Annotated in this window: 18 protein-coding genes and 1 pseudogene; 13 read left to right on the forward strand and 6 right to left on the reverse strand. The window is 28.8% G+C overall.

The window, feature by feature from the left end; translation table 11 throughout:
* Window positions 1-63 precede the first annotated feature (63 nt).
* A complete protein-coding gene (locus tag LDL57_RS00350) occupies window positions 64-1,173 on the forward strand; it encodes an SGNH/GDSL hydrolase family protein (protein WP_180559139.1) in 1,110 nt (369 codons plus the stop codon).
* Between the two features lie 592 nt (window positions 1,174-1,765).
* Here the strand turns inward: LDL57_RS00350 and LDL57_RS00355 are convergent.
* The 6 genes from LDL57_RS00355 to LDL57_RS00380 form a co-directional block, all read right to left on the reverse strand.
* Window positions 1,766-2,914 (reverse strand): BamA/TamA family outer membrane protein, encoded by a 1,149-nt coding sequence (locus LDL57_RS00355; protein WP_225506730.1) that lies wholly within the window; start codon window positions 2,912-2,914, stop codon window positions 1,766-1,768.
* A gap of 499 nt (window positions 2,915-3,413) precedes the next feature.
* Complete coding sequence (locus tag LDL57_RS00360) at window positions 3,414-3,686, reverse strand: helix-turn-helix domain-containing protein (protein ID WP_225506732.1); 273 nt, start codon at window positions 3,684-3,686, stop codon at window positions 3,414-3,416.
* Between the two features lie 180 nt (window positions 3,687-3,866).
* Window positions 3,867-4,607, reverse strand: coding sequence for an outer membrane protein (locus tag LDL57_RS00365; RefSeq protein WP_180559142.1), 741 nt, complete (start codon window positions 4,605-4,607; stop codon window positions 3,867-3,869).
* Between the two features lie 300 nt (window positions 4,608-4,907).
* A complete protein-coding gene (locus LDL57_RS00370; protein ID WP_225506736.1) occupies window positions 4,908-7,220 on the reverse strand; it encodes a response regulator in 2,313 nt (770 codons plus the stop codon).
* Window positions 7,207-7,896, reverse strand: coding sequence for a response regulator (locus LDL57_RS00375; protein WP_225506738.1), 690 nt, complete (start codon window positions 7,894-7,896; stop codon window positions 7,207-7,209). The genes LDL57_RS00370 and LDL57_RS00375 overlap by 14 nt, the downstream gene beginning before the upstream one ends.
* A gap of 716 nt (window positions 7,897-8,612) precedes the next feature.
* The gene (locus LDL57_RS00380; protein ID WP_180559145.1) at window positions 8,613-9,125 is read right to left on the reverse strand and encodes a Spy/CpxP family protein refolding chaperone; all 513 of its coding nucleotides are present in this window, start codon (window positions 9,123-9,125) and stop codon (window positions 8,613-8,615) included.
* A gap of 154 nt (window positions 9,126-9,279) precedes the next feature.
* On the opposite strand from LDL57_RS00380, the gene cpxR reads away from it, so the two are divergent.
* The 12 genes and pseudogenes from cpxR to LDL57_RS00440 form a co-directional block, all read left to right on the forward strand.
* A complete protein-coding gene (gene cpxR, locus LDL57_RS00385) occupies window positions 9,280-9,975 on the forward strand; it encodes an envelope stress response regulator transcription factor CpxR (protein ID WP_180559146.1) in 696 nt (231 codons plus the stop codon).
* Window positions 9,972-11,342 (forward strand): envelope stress sensor histidine kinase CpxA, encoded by a 1,371-nt coding sequence (gene cpxA, locus LDL57_RS00390; RefSeq protein ID WP_180559147.1) that lies wholly within the window; start codon window positions 9,972-9,974, stop codon window positions 11,340-11,342. Before cpxR ends, cpxA begins: the two co-directional genes overlap by 4 nt.
* Window positions 11,343-12,527: 1,185 nt before the next feature.
* Window positions 12,528-13,430, forward strand: a complete 903-nt coding sequence (locus tag LDL57_RS00395; RefSeq protein ID WP_180559148.1) for a glycosyltransferase family 2 protein — start codon at window positions 12,528-12,530, stop codon at window positions 13,428-13,430.
* Window positions 13,431-13,491: 61 nt separating this feature from the next.
* Complete coding sequence (locus LDL57_RS00400) at window positions 13,492-14,433, forward strand: KpsF/GutQ family sugar-phosphate isomerase (RefSeq protein ID WP_180559149.1); 942 nt, start codon at window positions 13,492-13,494, stop codon at window positions 14,431-14,433.
* Window positions 14,434-14,437: 4 nt separating this feature from the next.
* Complete coding sequence (locus LDL57_RS00405) at window positions 14,438-15,736, forward strand: RraA family protein (RefSeq protein WP_180559150.1); 1,299 nt, start codon at window positions 14,438-14,440, stop codon at window positions 15,734-15,736.
* Between the two features lie 38 nt (window positions 15,737-15,774).
* On the forward strand, window positions 15,775-16,332 hold the full coding sequence (rfbC, locus tag LDL57_RS00410) for a dTDP-4-dehydrorhamnose 3,5-epimerase (RefSeq protein ID WP_180559151.1): 558 nt from the start codon (window positions 15,775-15,777) through the stop codon (window positions 16,330-16,332).
* Entirely contained in the window at window positions 16,329-17,147 is an 819-nt protein-coding gene (locus LDL57_RS00415; RefSeq protein WP_180559152.1) for an NAD-dependent epimerase/dehydratase family protein, read from the forward strand. Before rfbC ends, LDL57_RS00415 begins: the two co-directional genes overlap by 4 nt.
* 13 nt (window positions 17,148-17,160) lie before the next feature.
* Window positions 17,161-18,591 (forward strand): oligosaccharide flippase family protein, encoded by a 1,431-nt coding sequence (locus tag LDL57_RS00420; RefSeq protein WP_180559153.1) that lies wholly within the window; start codon window positions 17,161-17,163, stop codon window positions 18,589-18,591.
* A 252-nt stretch (window positions 18,592-18,843) separates the two neighbouring features.
* Window positions 18,844-19,833, forward strand: coding sequence for a hypothetical protein (locus LDL57_RS00425; protein ID WP_225506743.1), 990 nt, complete (start codon window positions 18,844-18,846; stop codon window positions 19,831-19,833).
* Window positions 19,834-19,840: 7 nt separating this feature from the next.
* Complete coding sequence (locus LDL57_RS00430) at window positions 19,841-20,464, forward strand: acyltransferase (protein ID WP_180559155.1); 624 nt, start codon at window positions 19,841-19,843, stop codon at window positions 20,462-20,464.
* A gap of 19 nt (window positions 20,465-20,483) precedes the next feature.
* The gene (locus LDL57_RS00435) at window positions 20,484-20,852 is read left to right on the forward strand and encodes a hypothetical protein (RefSeq protein WP_225506745.1); all 369 of its coding nucleotides are present in this window, start codon (window positions 20,484-20,486) and stop codon (window positions 20,850-20,852) included.
* Between the two features lie 15 nt (window positions 20,853-20,867).
* A pseudogene (locus LDL57_RS00440) lies at window positions 20,868-21,476 on the forward strand (WaaS/CpsH family glycosyltransferase); the annotation flags it as partial.
* Between the last annotated feature and the right edge of the window lie 127 nt (window positions 21,477-21,603).

Here is a 21,603-nt window from a genome sequence, read left to right on the forward strand (position 1 = left end):
GAGATAATTGATTGTTAGAAAATATTAAATTACATATTTTCATAAAATTTTAGGGGGTAAATAATGAAATATAAACAAATGACCCATCAGGAAGCTGTGAAAAGATGTTATGAACTTACACCGCAACTGCGTGAATATGATGAATTTATGTATTTAAGTATTCGCTGGCTTCCTTACACTATGTTTTTTCACCATAAGAATTATCGATCAGCCGTGATTAATACCTATGAAATGGGCTTCCGAATGAGTAAATCATTTTCGGGCTGGGTTTCGCCAACTAATTTTCCAACCGATGAATCAGTTAACATTGTTATTGGTGGTTCGACTGCAATGGGAACCGGAGCTACTTCGGATGCATATACAATTTCTTCTATACTTTCTAAGTTAACTGGAGAAATATGGCTTAATTTTGGTGGTAGTGGATACAATTGTGTGCAGGAAGCAATTCTTTTTATGCTGAATCAGCATCGGTTTAAAAAGATAAAAAATATTATTATCTTAAGTGGTGTTAGCACACTAACCTTTGAGGGGCTTTCCGACGATTTTACCTCAGAATATGGTAAATATTATTATTCTTACGAACTGGTTCATTATATGAATAAATATAATGAAGATTTAACCTATAGAATAAATTCTAATGCATCATGCAGTAATAGTGCTGTAAAAAAGTTTATTCCAAAGCTTGCTGAAAGATTAAATAATTGGCTTGATGATCTTGCTCAAAACCCAATGGAAAAGGTATATACTGATACCTACGTAGATATTAAGGAACGTATCAATCGAGCAGTTAAAATGACTGTTCAATCAGCCGTTCAGATAAAACAGTTAGCCAAAAAGCATGATGCTAAAGTGTATTATATCCTGCAGCCACTATCTCGATGGAGTAAAGATCAGTTTCATAAAGATGAAGAGGAGATGTTTTACGCAATAAATGCTTGTGCAAACAAATTTTGGCAATTATTTGATCATTTATGTTCCTTGGACTTACATAAAAAGTATTCTTCACAGCTGGAAGCGGGTTGTCAAAAAGAAAACATACCTTATTATGATATGAATATTTTAATGAGTTTGTCGCCTAAACTTCACGATAATATTTATGTTGATCACCTTCATTTTAATAATTTAGGATATGAAGAGGTGGGAAAATTAATTTATGAAAAAATTCTTAATTAGATGATAGAAGTTTTCAGCCTTGTTTATGCCATTAAATTTTTAATAATAGAAAATAATAAATTTAGTCTATTTTATGTTAACAATTAATATATTTATATGATTTTCAATCTAGTATTAATTATAAACATCTATTTTATTAAAAGATAGAATAGATACTCCTTATATAGTGAGTTATACAACATTTTTCTTTTGGTGAAATTTTATTTTTTTGTCGATCGAATTTATTGCTCCATCTATTGTGTTGCCTTACTATGGATTTTAATAATGCTTACAGCAAATGTAAGATAGTATTAAAAAATAATTGGTAAAAAATATTGTCGGCAGAAAAGAAAATAAAGATCTTTGCTGTCGGCATAGAGAATAAAATTTGTATCATAAAATAGGGTTCAGATCATAGTGGGAAAAAATATTTTCTTAAATTTTAAACAATTCTATTGAGGGATCCAATGATTAACTTAAAAATTGGTTATTATGTTAGTTCAGATTGATCTGGCAATCGCTAGATTTGGAAATTAATTCGATTAATATTATTGGTTTCATTTTCACTTACAGGTTATCTTATCGCTACTATAAATAACAAATTTTTTGCTAATCAGAATGCCTCACCCACTTGGAAATAAAAGCCAGTGCTATTGCGACCGATACCAAAATCTATTCGAATATTCATTCTAGGTTTAAATTCAAATCGATAGCCTATACCAATAGTGGGTAACCAATGATTAGAGCCTAATTTTGATGGTGAATCACTAAGTGTTCCTGCCCCAATCCAACCAACGATACCATGGCGCCAATCTAACTTTCGACGATACTCTAATTGGGTAGTAAAAACATTATTATCACGATAACGTCCTTCATAATAACCTCTCATCTGATTTGCATTTCCTAATAAAGAGAGATGATCCCAAGGCACTGAACCTGAAGTAAAACGGGCATAATTATCAACGGCTAAAACGCTATTTTCTGATAGTGTGTAATAGGCAGAATATTGTAACTGTGTGCTTTGAAAACGATTGTCGCTAGCCAGTTCTGGAGAAAAATAGCTGTAAATAACTTCAAAAGCTTGACCATGTCGGGCGTTAGGTAAGAAATCACGGGAATCATAATTGAAGTGGGCACTAATTGCAGAACTACGTATAGAACGACCACCGACTGAATTGGCAAAATAATTTTTGCTACTCTCATCTAAATCATTAGCATTAAGTAATGAAAAATCCCAACCTAATCCTATATAAGTATTATCAATTATGCGATATAGTACTCTTGGTCTGATAGCAAATTCTTGAGATTTATATTCCACTTTGTTGTGGTCATTTTTACCGGCAGAATAACCTTTTCCCCAATAGTAAGTGGGGATGTTATTTACAGTACCGGAAATAAATAAACGCCATTGTTCGGCAGATAAAAAATTATAATTATTAAAATTTAGTCCGAAAGCGCCAGTCGCTGAGGCAAATCCACTTACACCCAATGATGAGGGTTGACTAATTTTATCATTTCTATCAATACGATATAACCCCACTAATGCCACACCAACGCCGGCACTCATTTCTGGTGTATAAAACGGGCCAGGCAATAATCCCCAATCGATAGTTTTAGTGTCATCAAAACGGTTTGCTCCACCCAACTTTTCGAGCTGATTATCTATATTTTGTCGTTCGGGAAAAATGTTGGCGTTGGCAGTCGTCGACACAATAAGTACATTGATTAAAATTAATCTTATGATGTTACGATAAAAATTCATTAAAAAAACACAGCTCCCCTGGAAAATAAAGTCATTACGGCTATTATTGCAGCCGATTTTATAAATATTATTACAATTAAATGTTGGTTTGAGTCTTACACTAGTAGTTGTAATTTGATTTATTTTACTAAATTATCTTTGATTTTATTTTTGCTTTTTGAGCTTTTTATGTAGTGTTTTTATATTGTGCCACTAAAGTTCAAAAACATAATGATGATGATATAGAGATTTTATCAGATTATCAAATATTCAAATTTAACAATGGCATGTTATTTTATATATTTAATTAAAAATAACTGATAACATTATTGATTAATAAATTTATTGTTGTAGGGAAAAATTAATTTTCAATTAATAGTGAGGCTTTATTATTGTGTTATAAATAATTTTTTTTAATTTTATTTGTCAGTATTTAATTAGCATAAATGTTACAAAATTAAAAAAGACTTTTCGATTTATTTATCATTATAACTAAATGAATGTTTATAATTTTTTATTGTTAATTAATGAAAGGGCTTAAAAAGTGATGGTGACTTATACTTTTTTGTTCGTTACAGGAATCTAAGAATTGACTAATGGTTATATCAAATATATCGCAAAAAATATAGATTTTATCAATAGTAATCAGGCTAATACCATTTTCGTAGCGTGATAATTGTTGTTGTGATATACCAAGATTAACTGATAATTCCTTTCCGGTCATTCCATTATATTTTCTGATTTTTTTAATCTTTCTACCTAATGAATAAGCTATCTCTTGGCGTCTTTTCATGAAGTGCTCCAATTAATATAGAGTTTGTTTTAATGATAATTAATCACATAAGAAAAAAACAATTATAAAAAAATATTTGGAAATCAGAAAATAAATTATCTGATTTCCAGATAAAAATTGGCAAAAAATATTATATATTAATTCAGATTAAAAAATCACTAATTAAAAAATTAAATCCAATTAGAATAGATATGTCATTCCTAACATAATGTCATGGCTATGTAATCTGGACTCCAAATTGCCTTTTATATTTATTGGACCTAGATTTGTTACGCCATTGGTTTTGGTTTTTCCGGCATTGATATAACGGTAGCTAAGATCTAAAGCCAGATTACTATTAATATCATATTTTACACCCGCACCAATACTCCAGGCAAAATTATAATTGACTTTTTTACCCGACAATAATTTAGTGTTATTGTTTCGATAATCAGCGCTAATATTCGCAGTTCGATTATTTTGCGCAACACCCACCCCAGCTAAGACATAAGGTGTAAATTGGCTACTATTCTCTAAATCATAAATTGCATTTACCATTAAAGTATTGATTTGAATTTTATCTTTCATTTCTATATCTAAGGGCTGATTTGCAATTTCTTCACCAGTTGAACCATTTTTTTTCAGATTACTTCTGGCAGTAAAATCTAATTCCACTCTGACCGGCAATTGAAACATAGGCTTAAAGTTATAACCTAAAGCAATTCCGCCTCCTAAGGCACCAGAAGGAATATCATCTAATTTTCCACTTTCATCAAAGATGTTATTACTATTTATTGCAGCAGAAATTGAACCCGCAGATTTTGTCGATTGTACAACAGAGCCACCGATTTTACCGGTAATATACAATCCTGTTTGGTCTGCTGCATTTGCCATGGTGGCAGGCAATCCCGCTATTAAAAATAAGACAAGACACTTTTTCATACAATAATTTCTCCGGTTTAATTGATATCAAAATATATTAATAATCAACTGACTAACCTTTCTAAATTAATCAGAATAAAGCCTATAAGTAGTAATCAGCAATTCAGCAATAATGGAGTGTGCTCTAATTAACTATTATTATATGGCTTATATTTCTTTATTATGTTGAGTAATTTTTTGTCACATAAAAATTACTTAACGGTAATATAAAGTTAACTTGATGGGATTTAAACAAGAGTACTCTCAAAAATAAGAGAGTAGAAAAATGAAATATGTCGTTTTAGCCAGAGCTAATCATGATTAATTAAAATCATTTTTTTTATGAGTTAAAGCTTCTAATTGAAACAGTAAGACTTTTATAAGCGCATTGTTTTTTATATCAATGCTATCTTTTTTAATTAAATTTTCAATTGAAGTTATTAAATTCGCTATGGCATGACTATTATTTTGTAGAGCTGCTCCTTTCATTCTATGTAAATAGTAGTTGATATTATTCGTATCATTCATAGTGCTAGCTAAACTTAAGTTTTTAAAATCTAGGGTTAATATTTTATAAAATAGTTCATCAATATTATTAGTATTAATATTTTCAGATAGATCTTCTATATTAGAATTTAAATAACTCCATTTAGTTAAACATGTGGCTAAGTCTTTTAAAGTTATCGGTTTTGATAAAATATCATTGCCACCATGATTAATGAATTGTTCAATATGTTGATTGCTGGTATTCGCAGAGATGGAAATTATTGGTGTAGTAACCCGATTTTGTATTTTTTCTAGATTTCTTATTGTATTACATACTTCATATCCGGTCATGTCAGGCAGAAAACTATCTAATAGTACTAAATCATAATAATTTTCTTGTTTGAATTTTTCTATTGCATCATTACCATTTAATACATACTCCCAATCACATTTTAAAATATCTAATTGCTTCGTAATAACATCAATATTATATATGTTATCATCAACAATAAGAATCGATAATCTATTTAATGGACTGATTTTTTTTATATTTATTTCTTCGTCTTTATTGATGTTTATTATTTCATTAGATTTATCAGCTGGAATAGCAATTTTTATTTCTGTACCGATATTTTTTATACTTTTAATTGAAAAATCAGCCTTCATAATCTTAGAAAATTGTTTACAGATGAATAATCCAAGACCACTACACGTTTGATTATAATTTAATTCTTTATTTGTAACTTGAAACCATGGTTGAAAGAGCTTTTTTTGTTTTTTGTCATCAATTCCTATGCCAGAGTCTTTTATTAATAAAAATAATTTATTTTTTTTATATTTAGCGGTATATAAAATGTAGCCTTGTTCTGTAAATTTTATTGCATTGGATATGATGTTTCGTAATATTTGACGTAATTTATCACAATCAATATTAATATATGTTTTTTCCGGAATAAATGATTTGTAAATTAAAGCTATTTTTTTAGACTCAGATAAAGGAGTGAATTCATTTTTTATTTCTATAAGTAATTGATTGATATCAATCGCTTTGTTTCTTAATTTTAGTTCTTTTGCTTCCAATTTAGAAGCATCTAATACATTATTAAGAAATGAGAGCAAAGCTAAGGATGAATTTATCGAAATAGTTGTAAATCTCTCCAGATCCTTATTTTTTAATTTGATTTTTAATATTTCTAGTGATGCTATAATTGCATTTAATGGTGTACGAATTTCATGACTCATCATAGAAATAAAGAGTGATTTTGATAATTCATTATTTTGAGCAGATATTTGCGCTTTTCTAATATAAAAAAGTAGTGTTAATAGGAATAAAAATATTAAAATAGCGGTAATTATTTCAAGATAATAATATTTTAATATCATATTAAATGGTGGTGCTGTGATATCTAATTCATCAATCCATTTTTTATATATTTCATCACTTCGTTTTGCAGAGATACTATTTAGCGATTTATCAATAATAGATTTTAATATGGGCATATCAGATGAAATAGCCATAGTGATATTGGTGTTTAATTCAGGAATTACACCAGAAAAATTTAAATGATTGGCATAATATTTATGAACCAAAGGCCAAAATATAAGATTTGGACCTATAACGGCATATGCATCACAGGTATCACACAGCTGATTTAAGCTTGAAATTGCATCTTCTTCTGGAATTAATATTATTTGGGGATAGTGTTCCTTTAAAAAAGCCTCATAAGGACTATTTCTTTTTACCACAACTTTCTTCCCATCTAGTTGGTGAGGTGTAAACATAGATGGTGCATCTGGTCTTGTGACGATTACTGCTGAGGTGAAGATATAGGGATAGCTTTGTAACCATTTTTTATCATGAGACGTTTTACTAATAAAATTAGCAATAATTTTTATATTTTTTTCTTTTTGATCACGATAGATAAATTTTAATCCGGTTTTTTTTTCTATTTCATTTAAATATTCGCGAGATATGCCATGATGAACATTATTATGAATATACTCTATTCGATTATTAGGAATGATAGTATAATAAATGACAGGGTTATGCTTTAACCAATCCCGTTCAATTTGATTAAATTCTGTCGCTAAAGTAGTAGTCGGTAAAATTAAATTAAAAATTAGGCTAATTAATTTAAATTTTTTCATTTTTCAATATTTCGTCTTTTATAATAAATAATTGATGATCGGCAGTTAAACCTAATTTTCTAAGTGCGGTTTGTTTTTGTCCACTTATTGTTTTTATACTGCGATTATATTTTTGGGCAATCATTGAAACAGTTAAACCATCGAGAAAACAGCGAATTACTTCTAACTCTTTTTTAGATAAATCAGCAACGGAGACATTTGATAATATAGAGTTTGATGAATTATCAGTGATACTTTCATAGTGAAACTCAAGTTTTTTTAAACTGTCAAATACCTGATTAAAATAATATTTTCCTTTATATATCGCATCTATCGCATCTATTGCATTTATTAGCTGTTGCTTTTTAGCATTTTTTTTACTTATAAAACCTTTTGCTCCACATCTGAAAATTTGTCCTGTTATGGCAAGATCTGAATAGGCAGATATAACTAATATTTTTAATTTGTTATATCTTTTATGAAGATCCTTTATCAGGGTAAGTCCATCTAAATCTTCAGGTGATAATGCATAATCCATGATTATTATATCAGGTGTATTGGCAGCTAAATATTTTTTTAAGTCATGAGAGTTTGTGTAACTATTTGATACTGAGACATGAGTTGATTCTAGTTCTTTTTCTATTCCAGATAAAATTATAGAATGATCATCTAGTACAACTACCTCTATTTTTTTCATACACATCCTTTACAATAGCTGAAGTTGGCAATAATTTTGAGATTACCATTTTTTATTGCTAAATATTTGGCAATTTATTTTTTAATTATAATAGAAAAATAACGATTATAAACAATTTAATAAAATTTTTTTAAAATATTTCAAGGAATTTGTTAAATAGATAATTCTTGACGTCAGAAAATGAATCCCACGTTAATAAGAAATTTCATTATGTTGAGACTTAAAAAATAATCAAGATGTTTCTAATTTAGTCTGTGATTTATCTTTATAGCAATATAAATTTAAATATTTTCTTTGTTGTCAAATTTTTAGCTGGATATTGATTAAACATATTGCTATAGAAGTAGAATTTATTTAGGAACTTGAAGAAATTAAGAATCGTTAAATCTATTTTATACGAAGTAAATGATTTAGTGTTATAGAACATATTTTTAAGTTATATAACAATAAAAAACTATTATGTCAAAATACAATACCTGGTTGTGTATTAATTATTTTAGGTAAGAAATAGAAAGTTATTTTGTTAGATTATTATAACTTCACTTTATTTTTTAGATAGTTATAGTGTTTTAACTATTTTATTTAATAATTAATCCTCATTTAACATAGAAAAAAGCCCTCTATAATAGAGGGCAACAAAGACAGGGATGGTGTCTATGGCAAGGAAAAACTTCAATGATTACTTGCTACTTATTGCTAAGTTTGTTACGAAATATTCAATACTTTGATCGCGATAGCTGTTTTTGATGTTGTTTCTCCAGTATCATTTTTTGATCGTGAGTTAATAATTTATAAAATTGGTGATAAATGCGTGCCATCTCAATTTGTTGTTCAACAATTTCTTGTGACAGTTTTTCTGCTGTTGCACGAAAAGCGACTTCATCAAAAATATCTGCTGTCATCAAATCATGTAAAGTTTCTCGTTCTTGTCGTGAAACTTTCTTTTTAAAGCTTTGTTGCCGCTGTGAAGCCATCAGGTCACGCATTTGCTGGCGTTGTCTTTCGCTTAAAGTAATACCTTTTATTAAAGGGACAAATATATCATAGGGATTACATAGCCTATCTCTTGTTATGTTCCGCTTAGAAATAGGATTATCATGTTTTACAGCCTGTATTTGTTCGGCAGATTTTGTTGTTGCTAAACTAACATCTGCTGCTTCGGCTAAAGCCGATGTTGAGCCAACAATAAATAGCGATGATGTAAAAGTTATCATTGCCCAGTGACGCATTAATAATTTACTCCCGCCCTCTTTGGATAAAAATGTTAATATTATACTAACTATATCCGTGTGGTTGAAAACTAGCGTCAGAGCGTGTAAAAGAACGTAAAGTCATGGCATCGCGGCGATTCTTGTCGTATTTTGCTCTTGGAGGATATGACTAATGCATAAAATCTTACTTGTTGATGATGACCGCGAACTGACTTCGCTGTTAAAAGAATTACTTGAAATGGAGGGCTTTAGTGTGATTATCGCCTATGATGGCGAACAAGCATTAACGCTTCTCGATTCAACAATTGATCTACTGTTACTTGATATCATGATGCCCCAGAAAAATGGTATCGATACATTAAAAGAGATACGTCGACAATATCAAATTCCAGTGATTATGTTAACCGCTCGCGGCAGTGATTTGGATCGTGTTCTTGGTTTAGAATTAGGAGCAGATGACTATTTACCTAAACCATTTAATGATCGTGAATTAGTTGCACGTATACGAGCCTTATTAAGGCGTTCAAATTGGAGTGAGCAAAGTCAGGATAATCTTAATTCGTCAATCTGTCAGGTAGATGGTTTACAGTTAAATCCAGGACGGCAAGAAGCGAGTTTTAATGGAAAGGTCCTTGATCTTACTGGAACAGAGTTCACTTTACTTTACTTATTAGCACAACATCTTGGTCAGGTTGTTTCCCGTGAACATCTTAGCCAAGAGGTTTTAGGTAAACGTTTAACACCATTCGATCGTGCTATTGATATGCATATTTCAAATTTGCGGCGTAAATTACCCGAAAGAACCGATGGTTTGCCTTGGTTTAAAACTTTACGTGGACGAGGATATTTGATGGTTTCAGCGACATGATAAATAGTTTGACAGCCAGAATATTTGCCATTTTTTGGTTTACGCTGGCTTTAGTATTGATGTTGGTGTTGATGGTACCCAAGCTTGATTCAAGGCAAATCACACCGCTGCTGGAGAGCGAATATCGTCAAGGTATTATGTTAGAACAGCACATAGAAGCTGAGTTAGCTGGCGACCCGATTAATGATCTTATGTGGTGGCGCCGGCTCTCTAATGCCATTCAAAAGTGGGCTCCTCCAGGTCAGCATCTTATTATGGTGACCAGTGAAGGACGGGTTATTGGCGCTATGCCCAATGAAATGCAGGTAATTCGTAATTTTATTGGGCAATCAGATAATGCAGATCATCCGAAAAAGAAAAAATATGGTCGAATCGAGATGTTAGGGCCATTTTCAATTCGCGATGGGGAAGATCATTATCAACTTTATTTGGTTCGACCTGCTAGTAGTCCACAGTCTGATTTTATAAGTTTACTTTTTGATAGACCTTTTTTGTTACTGGTTGCCACGATGTTAATTAGTGCTCCCTTGTTGTTATGGTTAGCGTGGAGTTTGGCAAAACCGGCCAGAAAATTAAAAATGGCAGCAGATGATGTTGCTAATGGTAATTTGCGTCAACATCCTGAATTGGAATCTGGGCCCCAGGAATTTTTGGCGGTAGGAAACAGTTTTAATCAGATGATTAGTGCGTTAGAGGGAATGGTCAGCGCGCAACAGCGTATGATTTCTGATATTTCCCATGAGTTACGCACCCCATTAACACGTCTACAATTAGCGACGGCATTACTACGTCGCCGGCATGGTGAGAGTAAAGAATTAGAACGGATTGAAACTGAAACCTTGCGTCTTGATGGTATGATTAATGATTTGTTGGTACTGTCACATAGTCAACATAAGAATGAAATATTGAGGCAAAATATAAAAGTTACCGATCTTTGGAATGATATTTTGGATAATGCCACTTTTGAAGCCGAACAAATGAACAAAACACTGAATGTTACGGCTCCGCCTGGTGCTTGGACGATTTATTGTAATCCTCCTGCCTTGGGCAGCGCATTAGAAAATATTGTCCGTAATGCCTTACGTTATTCCCATAACCGTATTGAAGTTGCATTTAAAGAAGAAAATCAAGGTATTTTGATCACGGTAGATGATGATGGTCCCGGAGTGTCAAAAGAAGATGGAGAAAAAATCTTTCGTCCATTCTATCGAACTGATGAAGCGCGAGATAGGCAATCTGGCGGGACTGGTTTAGGGCTAGCTATTGTTGAAACAGCGGTTTTTCACCATAAAGGCTGGGTAAAAGCCTCCGATAGCCCATTAGGTGGGTTGCGATTAAGGCTTTGGTTACCATTGCATGGGCGTTAACTGTTTTAAGTGAAAAATTGTAATAGTTAATAATGTTTTCAATAGTATTGAGCTTGTAATTAATTGAAAAATATATTAGTATAATTAATGAGTTAAGAGAAGTTCTTTACTGAAAGGCAGGCTTGTTATCGTGACTGTTAGCCATATTTTAGCTTATAAAAGTGTATATTAAATTAATTTAATGAAGAAAAACGTTAGAAAATAGCTTGAAATATAATCACTATTTCATTTTTTTGTTGGATAGATAAAAGCAACTATCTTATTCTCTTTATGTTTTATTACTTTTTATAATAAATTGATTTTATTGTTAATTTGTTATTTGATTTGCGTTAAATCATGGTTGCTTAAAAAAATGATATTATTTTTAATAATTTAAAATATTATTCTGTTAAAGCGATTTTTTCATGTTTTTTATCTTGTTTGTTTCAATATATTTCATAATGTAAGCTATTTTATCATATTAGCATTAATGGCATTTGATCATGTTATGAATTAAAATCCTGCCCTTAGTCAGTTAGCTACGCAGAGTAGATGCCGTGGCTTTTAATTATATGGTTACCTAGTTGATTATATTGAATAATTTAATTACCTATAACTTTGTGCTAGTGCTTATAATTTAGGTAATAAAAATAGCTCATTGTTAAACAGCAGAAAATTCATAGAGTGATAATTAGATTGGTTAAAAAAACCGTGATAGCTCTGGTTTGAGGTAGTGCTTGTAAATTCAATGTGGTAAACATTTAACACATATCTAACATGCCCCATTAAATCTCTTAGCATTAAATTTATGTTAGGGTGCAAAGATAGTTTAAGACAGTTAACTTGTTATCAAAAATGGTTTTGCTAAAGATAAGTAATGATAAAAATAATTTTTTAATGATGAGTAAATCAAAGTTTATCATGTCAGTAAGTGATAAAGTAAACGGTAAGAATGTAGATTGAGGCCTAAGACCACTTAGCATACTCTGTAAGACTTAGGAAATAGCAAAATCAGATAATTTTTTGATGAAAAAAGGATTGACATTCAAAAGGATATATAATCGATAAGGTTAAAGATGGTGCTCTGGGAACCAACAACTCAGTGCGGTAGCTATAATTATTTATTAAATAAATGTCAAAATGTTAAATTAAATTCTTTTTTGTTCATTAGTAAATGAATTTTATATTTTTAAAGAGAGATAAGCGGTGGATAAAAAAGTAATTGCAATTGTTGTAACTTATAATAGAAAATCTTTGTTAAATAAAGTTATCAATAGATTATTAGAACAAAGTTATGAACTACATAAAATAATTATAATAGATAATAATAGTTCAGATGGTACTAACGAAATGTTAAGTGAATTATTACTTCCTGAAAAAATTGTATACTACAATACGGGTTGTAATTTAGGTGGAGCCGGTGGTTTTTATGAGGGATTCAAAATATCCTCTAAGTATAATTATGATTATCTTTGGTTGATGGATGATGATTTTTTGCCAGATATAAATTGCTTAGAGAATATGTTAATTGATAAACCTACAGGGATTGTACAACCAATACGTTATAATTTAGACGGAACATGTGCAGAATTATCTCCATTAACTTATGATTTACGTTCCTTTTTTAAGATTAACCCCAAAGGGATTAGTGTAAAAGAATATATAAAGAAAAATGGAATATTAAGACATCCTATAAAAATTGAGGCTATTTCTTTTGAAGGACCTCTTATTTCTAAAGCTGCTATTGAAAAAGTTGGTTTACCAGAACCTCGTTTCTTTATTTTTTGCGATGATATTGAATATGCTATTAGAGCTAGAAAGAACAATATTTTTATAATTTGCAACCCTAATGCAAGAGCAATAAGATTATTAATTAATAACCAAAAAAATGATTTAACTTCTTGGAAAGGTTATTTTATGCTTCGTAATTTATTTTATTTACATACAAAGTATGGTGAAAATTTTTTTGTGAGAAAAAAAATTATTTTATTGTCTCTTGGTTATGTTTTTTATTGTTTATTAAAAGGAAACTTTAAGCAATTAAAAGTTATTTATAATGCATATAAAGATTCATTTAATTTAAGTAACAATGAAAAATTTAAGCCCTAATATAATAGTTTAATTTTTAAATGGAATCTTAGATAATTTAAAGATTCGCTAAGAGGAATATATGGATTACTTATCTCATGCAAAATTAGCTATTCATAATGAAATAGAAGGGATTAAATATGTAGAATCTAAGTTAGACGATAATTTTAATAAAATTATCGATACTATACATTTTTCGTCTGGGCGCGTAGTCATGTGTGGAATGGGAAAATCAGGACATATAGCAAAAAAAATTTTTGCTACATTGGTTAGTACAGGCACTCCAAGTTTGTTTATGCATCCTGCTGAAGCATATCATGGAGATTTAGGTATGATCAAAAAAGAAGATATATTTTTTGTAATATCTAATTCAGGTGAGACATCAGAAGTAACTCAATTATTACCCTTCATAAATAGAAATGGCAATATATTAATTTCTATGACAGGAAATTCTCAATCAACTATTGCTAAAAGTTCTACTTTTCATATTGACATAAGAATAGAACGAGAAGCTTGTCCGCTAAATTTAGCTCCAACTACATCAACAACTGCTTCTTTAGTGATTGGAGACGCAATTGCAATTGCGTTAATGCATGCGAATAATTTTAGAGTAGAAAATTTTGCACAGTATCATCCGGGGGGAGCTCTTGGTAAAAAATTGTTATCCACAGTACGTGAATATACAAATCCTGCAATTTTTGTATCTTCAAATACAACATTAATAGATATCTTAACCGAGTTATCTAGATCTTACAGTGGAACTATTCTAGTCGGAAATGAAGATAAATTATATGGAGTCATTACTGATGGTGATACTAGAAAAAAATTATTACAAGTAGATAAAAAAGAAATTTTTGATATAACAGCAAAAGAAATAATGACAATAGACCCGAAAACTACATCAGCTAATACTAAATGTAATGATGCAAATATGAAAATGGAAAGGCATGGTATAAATTCATTAGTTGTGATAGAAAATGGAAAAGTATTTGGTATATATGATAATTTGAATAGAAAAAGGTAAGTTTATGAAGATAGTTGCTTTTTTGCCAGCAAAAGGTTCAAGTTCTAGAATAGAAAGTAAAAATCTGAAACTTTTAGATGGAAAGCCACTTTTTCTACATATGTTAGAAAAGTTAGTTAATTCAAATCTTTTTCATGAAATATATTTAGATACCGAATCAGAAGATATAATTAAAGCTGCCTCTGAATTAAATTGTAAAGTTTTACATAGAGAATCAAAGCTTGCCTCTAATAAAACTGATGGTAATCGCTTATTTTTAAATGAAGTGAAACATGTAGATGCAGATATTTATGTACAAGTTCTATGTACAAGTCCTTTTATTGAAATGAGCACGATAGAAGAAGGTATAAATGTACTAAAGAAAAATAAAAAATTTGACTCGGCAGTTTTGGTTAGAGAAGAAAAATTGTATATTTGGGATAATGAAAGTCCAGTATATGATATAAATAATATACCTAATAGCAATGATTTAAAAAGTACAATTATTGAAACTATGGGGTTGTACATAATTACTAAGGAAGCAGCTTTATTAACAAAAAGAAGAATAGGAAATACTCCATATTTATTAAAAGCCTCTCCACTTGAAGCAGTAGATGTTAATTGGCCAGAAGATTTTAATTTAGCAGAGCTTATTGCAGCGGGCCGAAGGGAAAAGGATCGAAAATTATTAGGTAATATTAAGAATTGTTTGTCTAGCAGTTTGTTATCTGATTTATTGGATGATTTAGGATATCCAAATCAAGTGATTAAAGGATTATTGCCAAATATAAAACAAGCGAAATTACTTGGAAGGGCAAAACCGCTGAAATTAAGAAAATTAAAGGAAAAAGAAAATTTTGATGGAATTTATAATGCGTTAAATAGTTATAGTACTATCATACCAAATGATATTATTATTGTTGAAAATGAAGTTGATGATTATGCATATTTTGGAGAATTAAATGCTAATTTAGCCATTCGTGCAGGCGCGGCTGGAGTAATAGTTAATGGGATGACTAGAGATCACATTGAAGTTATTGCAACAGGGTTTCCTGTTTTTTCTAAAGGCTATACATGTCAAGATGTTAGAAAAAGAGCAACTACAGAATATTTTAATAAAACAATACAGCTGAATGGAATAAAAATTGAACCAGAATGTCTTGTATTTGCTGATTCTGAAGGCGTTATTATTATTCCTAAAGATATTGAAAAACAAGTAATTGAAGAAGTATATAAGAGAGCTACAAATGAAAAGAAGATTCTATCGGATATTGCTAGTGGTGTAGATATCAATAAAATAATTAATGACTACGGTTTTTTCTAAAAAATGATTTGAGTATTTATTCAAGGTATTTAGTGATAATGATTATAAAAAAATCTATTTTAGAGGGTTGTATTATTATTGAGCCTAAAGTATTTATTGATGAGCGCGGTTTTTTTTTAGAAACATTTCACAGCAAACGCTATATTGAAGCTGGTATAGAAATACCTTTTGTGCAAGATAATCGCTCTAGCTCTTCAAGGGGGGTTTTACGTGGTTTACATTTTCAAAAAAGTAAGCCCCAAGGAAAATTGGTTACGGTTACTTATGGTGAAGTGTTTGATGTAGCAGTTGATATTCGACCTGATTCAGCTACGTTTGGTCAATATGAATCTGTTATTCTAACAGAAAAGAATAAACTACAATTATATATACCTCCAGGTTTTGCACATGGATTTTGTGTTCTAACTGAGAAAGCTGATTTTCAGTATAAGTGTACAGACTATTATGATCCAACGGATGAAAGTGGAATACGTTGGGATGATCCACAATTAAATATTCCATGGCCTAAATTGAATTTAATTTTATCTGAAAAAGATAGTAACCTGCCATTTTTAAATGAAATAAAAATTGATTTAATAAATGGATGGAGAAAATGAGTTTATATACAATATTGGGTGGTTCTGGTTTTATTGGTTCTGAAGTAACAAGGCAATTACAAAAAAACGGATATAATGTATTTATACCTGAAAGAAATGATAAAGATATTTTAAAACGAGAATTAGGTATAATAATTTATTGTGTAGGTAGTGGTGATTGTGAAAATTTACCCTTTTCTGTGTTTGATGCTAATGTCAAATTATTGTCTGATATAATAATAAATGGTAAGTTTAAAAAGATAATATATTTATCTTCAACTAGATTATATATGAATAATATTACCTCTGTTGAAGAATCAGATTTTATTATTGGTCACCAAGATAATAGACGATTATTTAATTTAACAAAGCTCGTTGCAGAAGAATTATGTTTAAAAAGCTCTTATAATATTTTAATTGTTAGACCGTCAAATGTATATGGTGCAGCATTCAGTAGTCCTCTATTTTTGCCATCTATCACGAGAGATGCAATTAATAAAGGTATTGTTAATATGTATGTAAGCCCTAATTATAGTAAAGATTATGTTTCTGTCTCAGATGTAGCCAATGCTATAGTAAAATTATCCTTATTAGAAAAAACTAAATATAAAATATATAATTTGGCATATGGAAAAAATGTTTCTGCAAATGAAATAGCATCTGTTCTTATTAAGAAAACAAAATGTGAAGTTAATTGGATTTATAATCATTTTGATGAAAAATTCCCGGTAACATCCATTGATAGAATTAAATCTGAGATTAGTTATAAACCAAGATTTATATTAAAGGATTTAGAAAAAATGGTTGATGATTTTAGAGCATTTTTGAAAAAATAAGAGAGAAATATTTTTGAATACTTTTTTTTTAATGATACAGGATGGTATAAAAAAAATATTTTCTATATTTTTTCTTATATTGCTAGCCAGGATTTTAAATCAAGATGATTTTGGATATTATCAACAAATAATTTTAGTTGTAAATGTTTTTGCTATGATATTTATAGCGGGAATGCCAACAGCATTAAATTATTTTTATGCTGAATTATTAGATAAGACTAAAGGGAAACAACTTTTTCAAAGATTTTTTTTATTACAAATAATCATAATTTTATTTGGTGTTTTTATTTTATTATGTTTATCTTACTTAATATCTACTGGTTTTAAAAATACTTATATTTATGATTATTCAATATTTATATCATTGATTTTTGTTGGTTTGGTTTTACCAGAATTTTTTAGAAATTCAAGTGTAACTTTGAATAAGATGAAAGATTATACAATAATTACTTCATCCATTCAAATAATAACAATATTAATTATTTCTTTTGTTGCTATAAAAACACAAAATATCATTGATCTAATTATTATTTCTTCGATTTCATCTATTCTCTTGGTTACTATTTTACTTTTGAATAACCGAAAAAATTTTACCCCTTGGCTAATAAATTATAAAAATTTCAAATTTAATAAAAATGAGATTAGTTATATCATTGCTATGAGTTCTACTGCTTTTGTTGGTATGATTAACAGTTATACTGATCAAATTATGACATCGTTATTATTATCACCAGTTGAATACTCATTATTGAAAGTTGCTGCATTTCAGATCCCATTCATTAGTATTGTTACAGGCTCATTATTAACGGCTATGATCCCGTTAATAACAGCATACTATAAAAAGGGAAAATTTGAAAAAATACAACAAATATGGAGTAATTCAATTGAGAAGGCAACTGTTTTATTAGTTCCTATAATCATCTTTTGTTTAGTTTTTGGTAAAGAGGTCATTATTAATTTTTTTGGAATTAAGTATCAAGATTCAGTAATCGTTTTTCAAATTTATATGCTTCAATGGTTGCGTGCGGTTGTTATCTTTGGTGGTGTAATGGGCGCTATTGGCTTAGAGAAAGCGCTTTTTAAAAATACAATCACTATGATGCTGGTTAATATCGTAGTGAATTATTTCATGATCATTAAATTTGGGATAATAGGAGCTGCTATAACAACAACTTTGTTAAATTATATTGGATGTTATCCATTAATAAAGAAAATAAACGAGGTTTTACCAGATAAATTTTCTTCCTATTTCCCATTTAAGACTTATATTTTTATTTTTGTTGTTTCAATAGGCTGTTGCTTAATTTTAAGATTTAATATTAATTCTATAGATATTTTTGAACTAATTTATATTTCAATATTATATTATATGTTTATTATTATATTATGGTTAAAATATAAAAAACAAAATGTTACCATTGATAATATTAAAGGATTGTTATGAATAATAATTTTTCAAAATATAAAAAAAATAAAAAATAGTTTAAGTTATAATTATAAAAATTATCCATTATCCAGTATTATAGCAATCGATATAGCATCGATAGTTTATAAAAAAATAAAGTTTTCTTTTAAAGATTTTATAAAGATAATTAGTTATAGAAAAATAAAAGTTGAAAATCCTTCTAATCCGACAATATTTTATTCAATAGGTAATTATAAAAGAAGAGACTATTATGAAATATTAGATTATGTTATGAAAGAAAGTAATGGTAAATTAATTGATTTATCTAATTATGAATATAAATATTATATTAATTTGCACTCTATTTTTCTTTCTTTTTATATTCTTTTTATAAAAAATCGAGTTATTGATCTGAAATGGATAAATAAGCTTCATTTATTTTGTCATATGGTTTTTTGCCTTAATAATATTAAGGCGTTAGAAAAAAACCAAAAAAAATTAAATAATATAAAGAGCTTTTGTGCTTTTTGTAGTAATTTATCAGGTGAAGCAGAACTTGATTTTTTCTTTAAATCTCGCGGTATTCCAACTTTTACATTACAACATGGTTCCTATTTTTTATACTCCGCTCCGCAACCGATAGATGCTATTGCATATGAAAATTTAGTTGCAGATAAATTATTATGTTGGGGTGAATATACGAAAGAACAATTTGAAAAATACGGTATTGATAAAAGTCGTTTACTAATTGCAGGATATTCAAAGATTCATTCTCCATTAAAGATTAAAGGCTCTAATGAAAAATTAAGAATACTTGTTCTTTTTTCAAGAAAAGAATTTCATTTAAATAATAAAAAATTATTTAAATTACTCAAATTAATTGATCAAGAATATGATATTCATTATAAGTTGCATCCTTCATTAGATCGCAATGAATATAAGCGTTTAAGTGAAGGAAGTAAGATTATTGCAATGGAGAATAAAACGATATTTGAATTGCTCACGACATCTAATTATGATTGTACAATTACCTATAATAGTACTGCCTATTACGATAGTTATATTAATAATTGCATTTCACTACGTTATAAAGATCAAGATTCTGATGCTGCAATTTCTGTAATAGATGATAATAGTTTTACAAATCTGAAAGAGTTAAAAGAAAAATTACAAATGATAACTGAATTAAATAATGATGTTGAATTTTGGAATTTAGTTTCTCAGCGTCTTACTTATATACTTGGCTTTAATATTAATAATTATCATGAATTGTTGAAGTAAGGATAATATGATTAAGAAAATCGTTGTATTTTTCTGCTACCCTTTGTCTGTAAAGATGAAAATAGTTAATAACTTTTACCTTCGCTATAAATGTGCTTTATTTGGTAAATTTTTTTCTCTTAGTTGGGGAAAATGTTCGACTATTGATAAAGCTATTTTTTGTAGTTATGAGCATCTTCATATTGGCAATAATGTTACTATTGGAAAACATGCACGTATTGAAGCAATTAATAAGTGGCAACAGACTATTTTTTATCCAGAAATTATAATTGGAAATGATGTTTCAATTGGACCAAGACTAACTCTCGTTACAGGTTCTAAATTAGTTATAGGTAATGCTTGTGTAATATCATACGATGTTACAATTACTGATATTGATCATGAGTATAGGCAAATCAATGTATGTATTGCCGATCAACCCTTAATAATTAATGAAACAAAAATTGGTGATTATTGCTTTATTGGTAGTGGTAGCAAAATACTAGCAGGTACAAAACTGGGTAATCATTGTATTGTAGGTGCGAATTCGATTGTGCGTGGGCAATTCCCCGATTATTGTGTTTTGGTTGGTTCTCCGGCCAAAATAATTAAAAAATTTAATAACATTAATAAAATATGGGAAAAAGTTTAATATATTTTAAGGTATATCAATGAAATCGATATTGCTTATTATGCCTTTTTTTAATGGATATGAAAAAGAAATAAAAAGGGTAATTGAAAGTTTTGGTTTTAAAGTTAAAATAGTTAGAGATAGTTCTTTTTTAGTTAATTTATTACATATTAAATTCTTTTCAAAAAGACTATATAATTTTTATATGGATAAGATTTGGCCTTTTATATTTATTCAATGTGCAAAAGGAAAATATGATTATTTGTTTGTCATTAAAGGTGAAGAACTGACACCAAATATATGTCAAAAGTTATATCATTATTCAAATTTTCATGCAAGTATTCTTTATTTGTGGGATTCTATTGCAAATATACCTAAAGCAATAAAAATTTTGCCTTTTTTTGATTAAAAATTTACATTTGACTATTTGGATTATAATAGTGATTTATATGATATAGACTTTTTGCCTCTTTTTTATTCAACTAAGTTTGAATATAAAAAAGAGTATATTTTAACTAATAATATAGACTATGACTTTTCATTTATTGGTTCTTTTAAGCAAGAGAGAGCTGATATTTTATTAGCTCTAACGGAATTATGTAATAAAAAGGGTTATAGTTACTATTTTAAATTATATTTACCGTGGAATGAGTATTTAAGGAAAATTTTTACCAGCCCTGGATTTTATAAAAAATATAATAATTTAATTATTATAAAAAAATTTAGTTTATTAAAAGTTGCTGATATAGTTAAGAAAAGCCGAGTTATCGTTGATGTTCCAGATAAAATGCAAAGTGGTTTAACGATGAGAACTTTTGAAGCACTTGGGGCTAGAAAAAAATTATTTACGACTAATCATCAAATTTTAAAATACCATTTTTATAATGAAAATAATATTACTATTGACATAAATAAAATTAATGAAAATTTTGTTTTTACGGATTTTGAAGAAATTAAAGAAGCTGGAACTATTAGAGATATATATTCTTGGATAGGGTATTTATTATCTAAATTAACCGATAAAAAAAAATAATGTTATTATCTTTATGTATATAAAAAATAATTTTTTTGCTGATGAAAATATGTAAACAAAAACTAATAGTTAGAATTACAAACCTTTTTATTATAAGTATTTTTTTTTGTGCTTATTTATTCTGGAA

Origin of the sequence: Arsenophonus apicola (genome assembly GCF_020268605.1) — a bacterium.
GTDB lineage: Bacteria > Pseudomonadota > Gammaproteobacteria > Enterobacterales > Enterobacteriaceae > Arsenophonus > Arsenophonus apicola.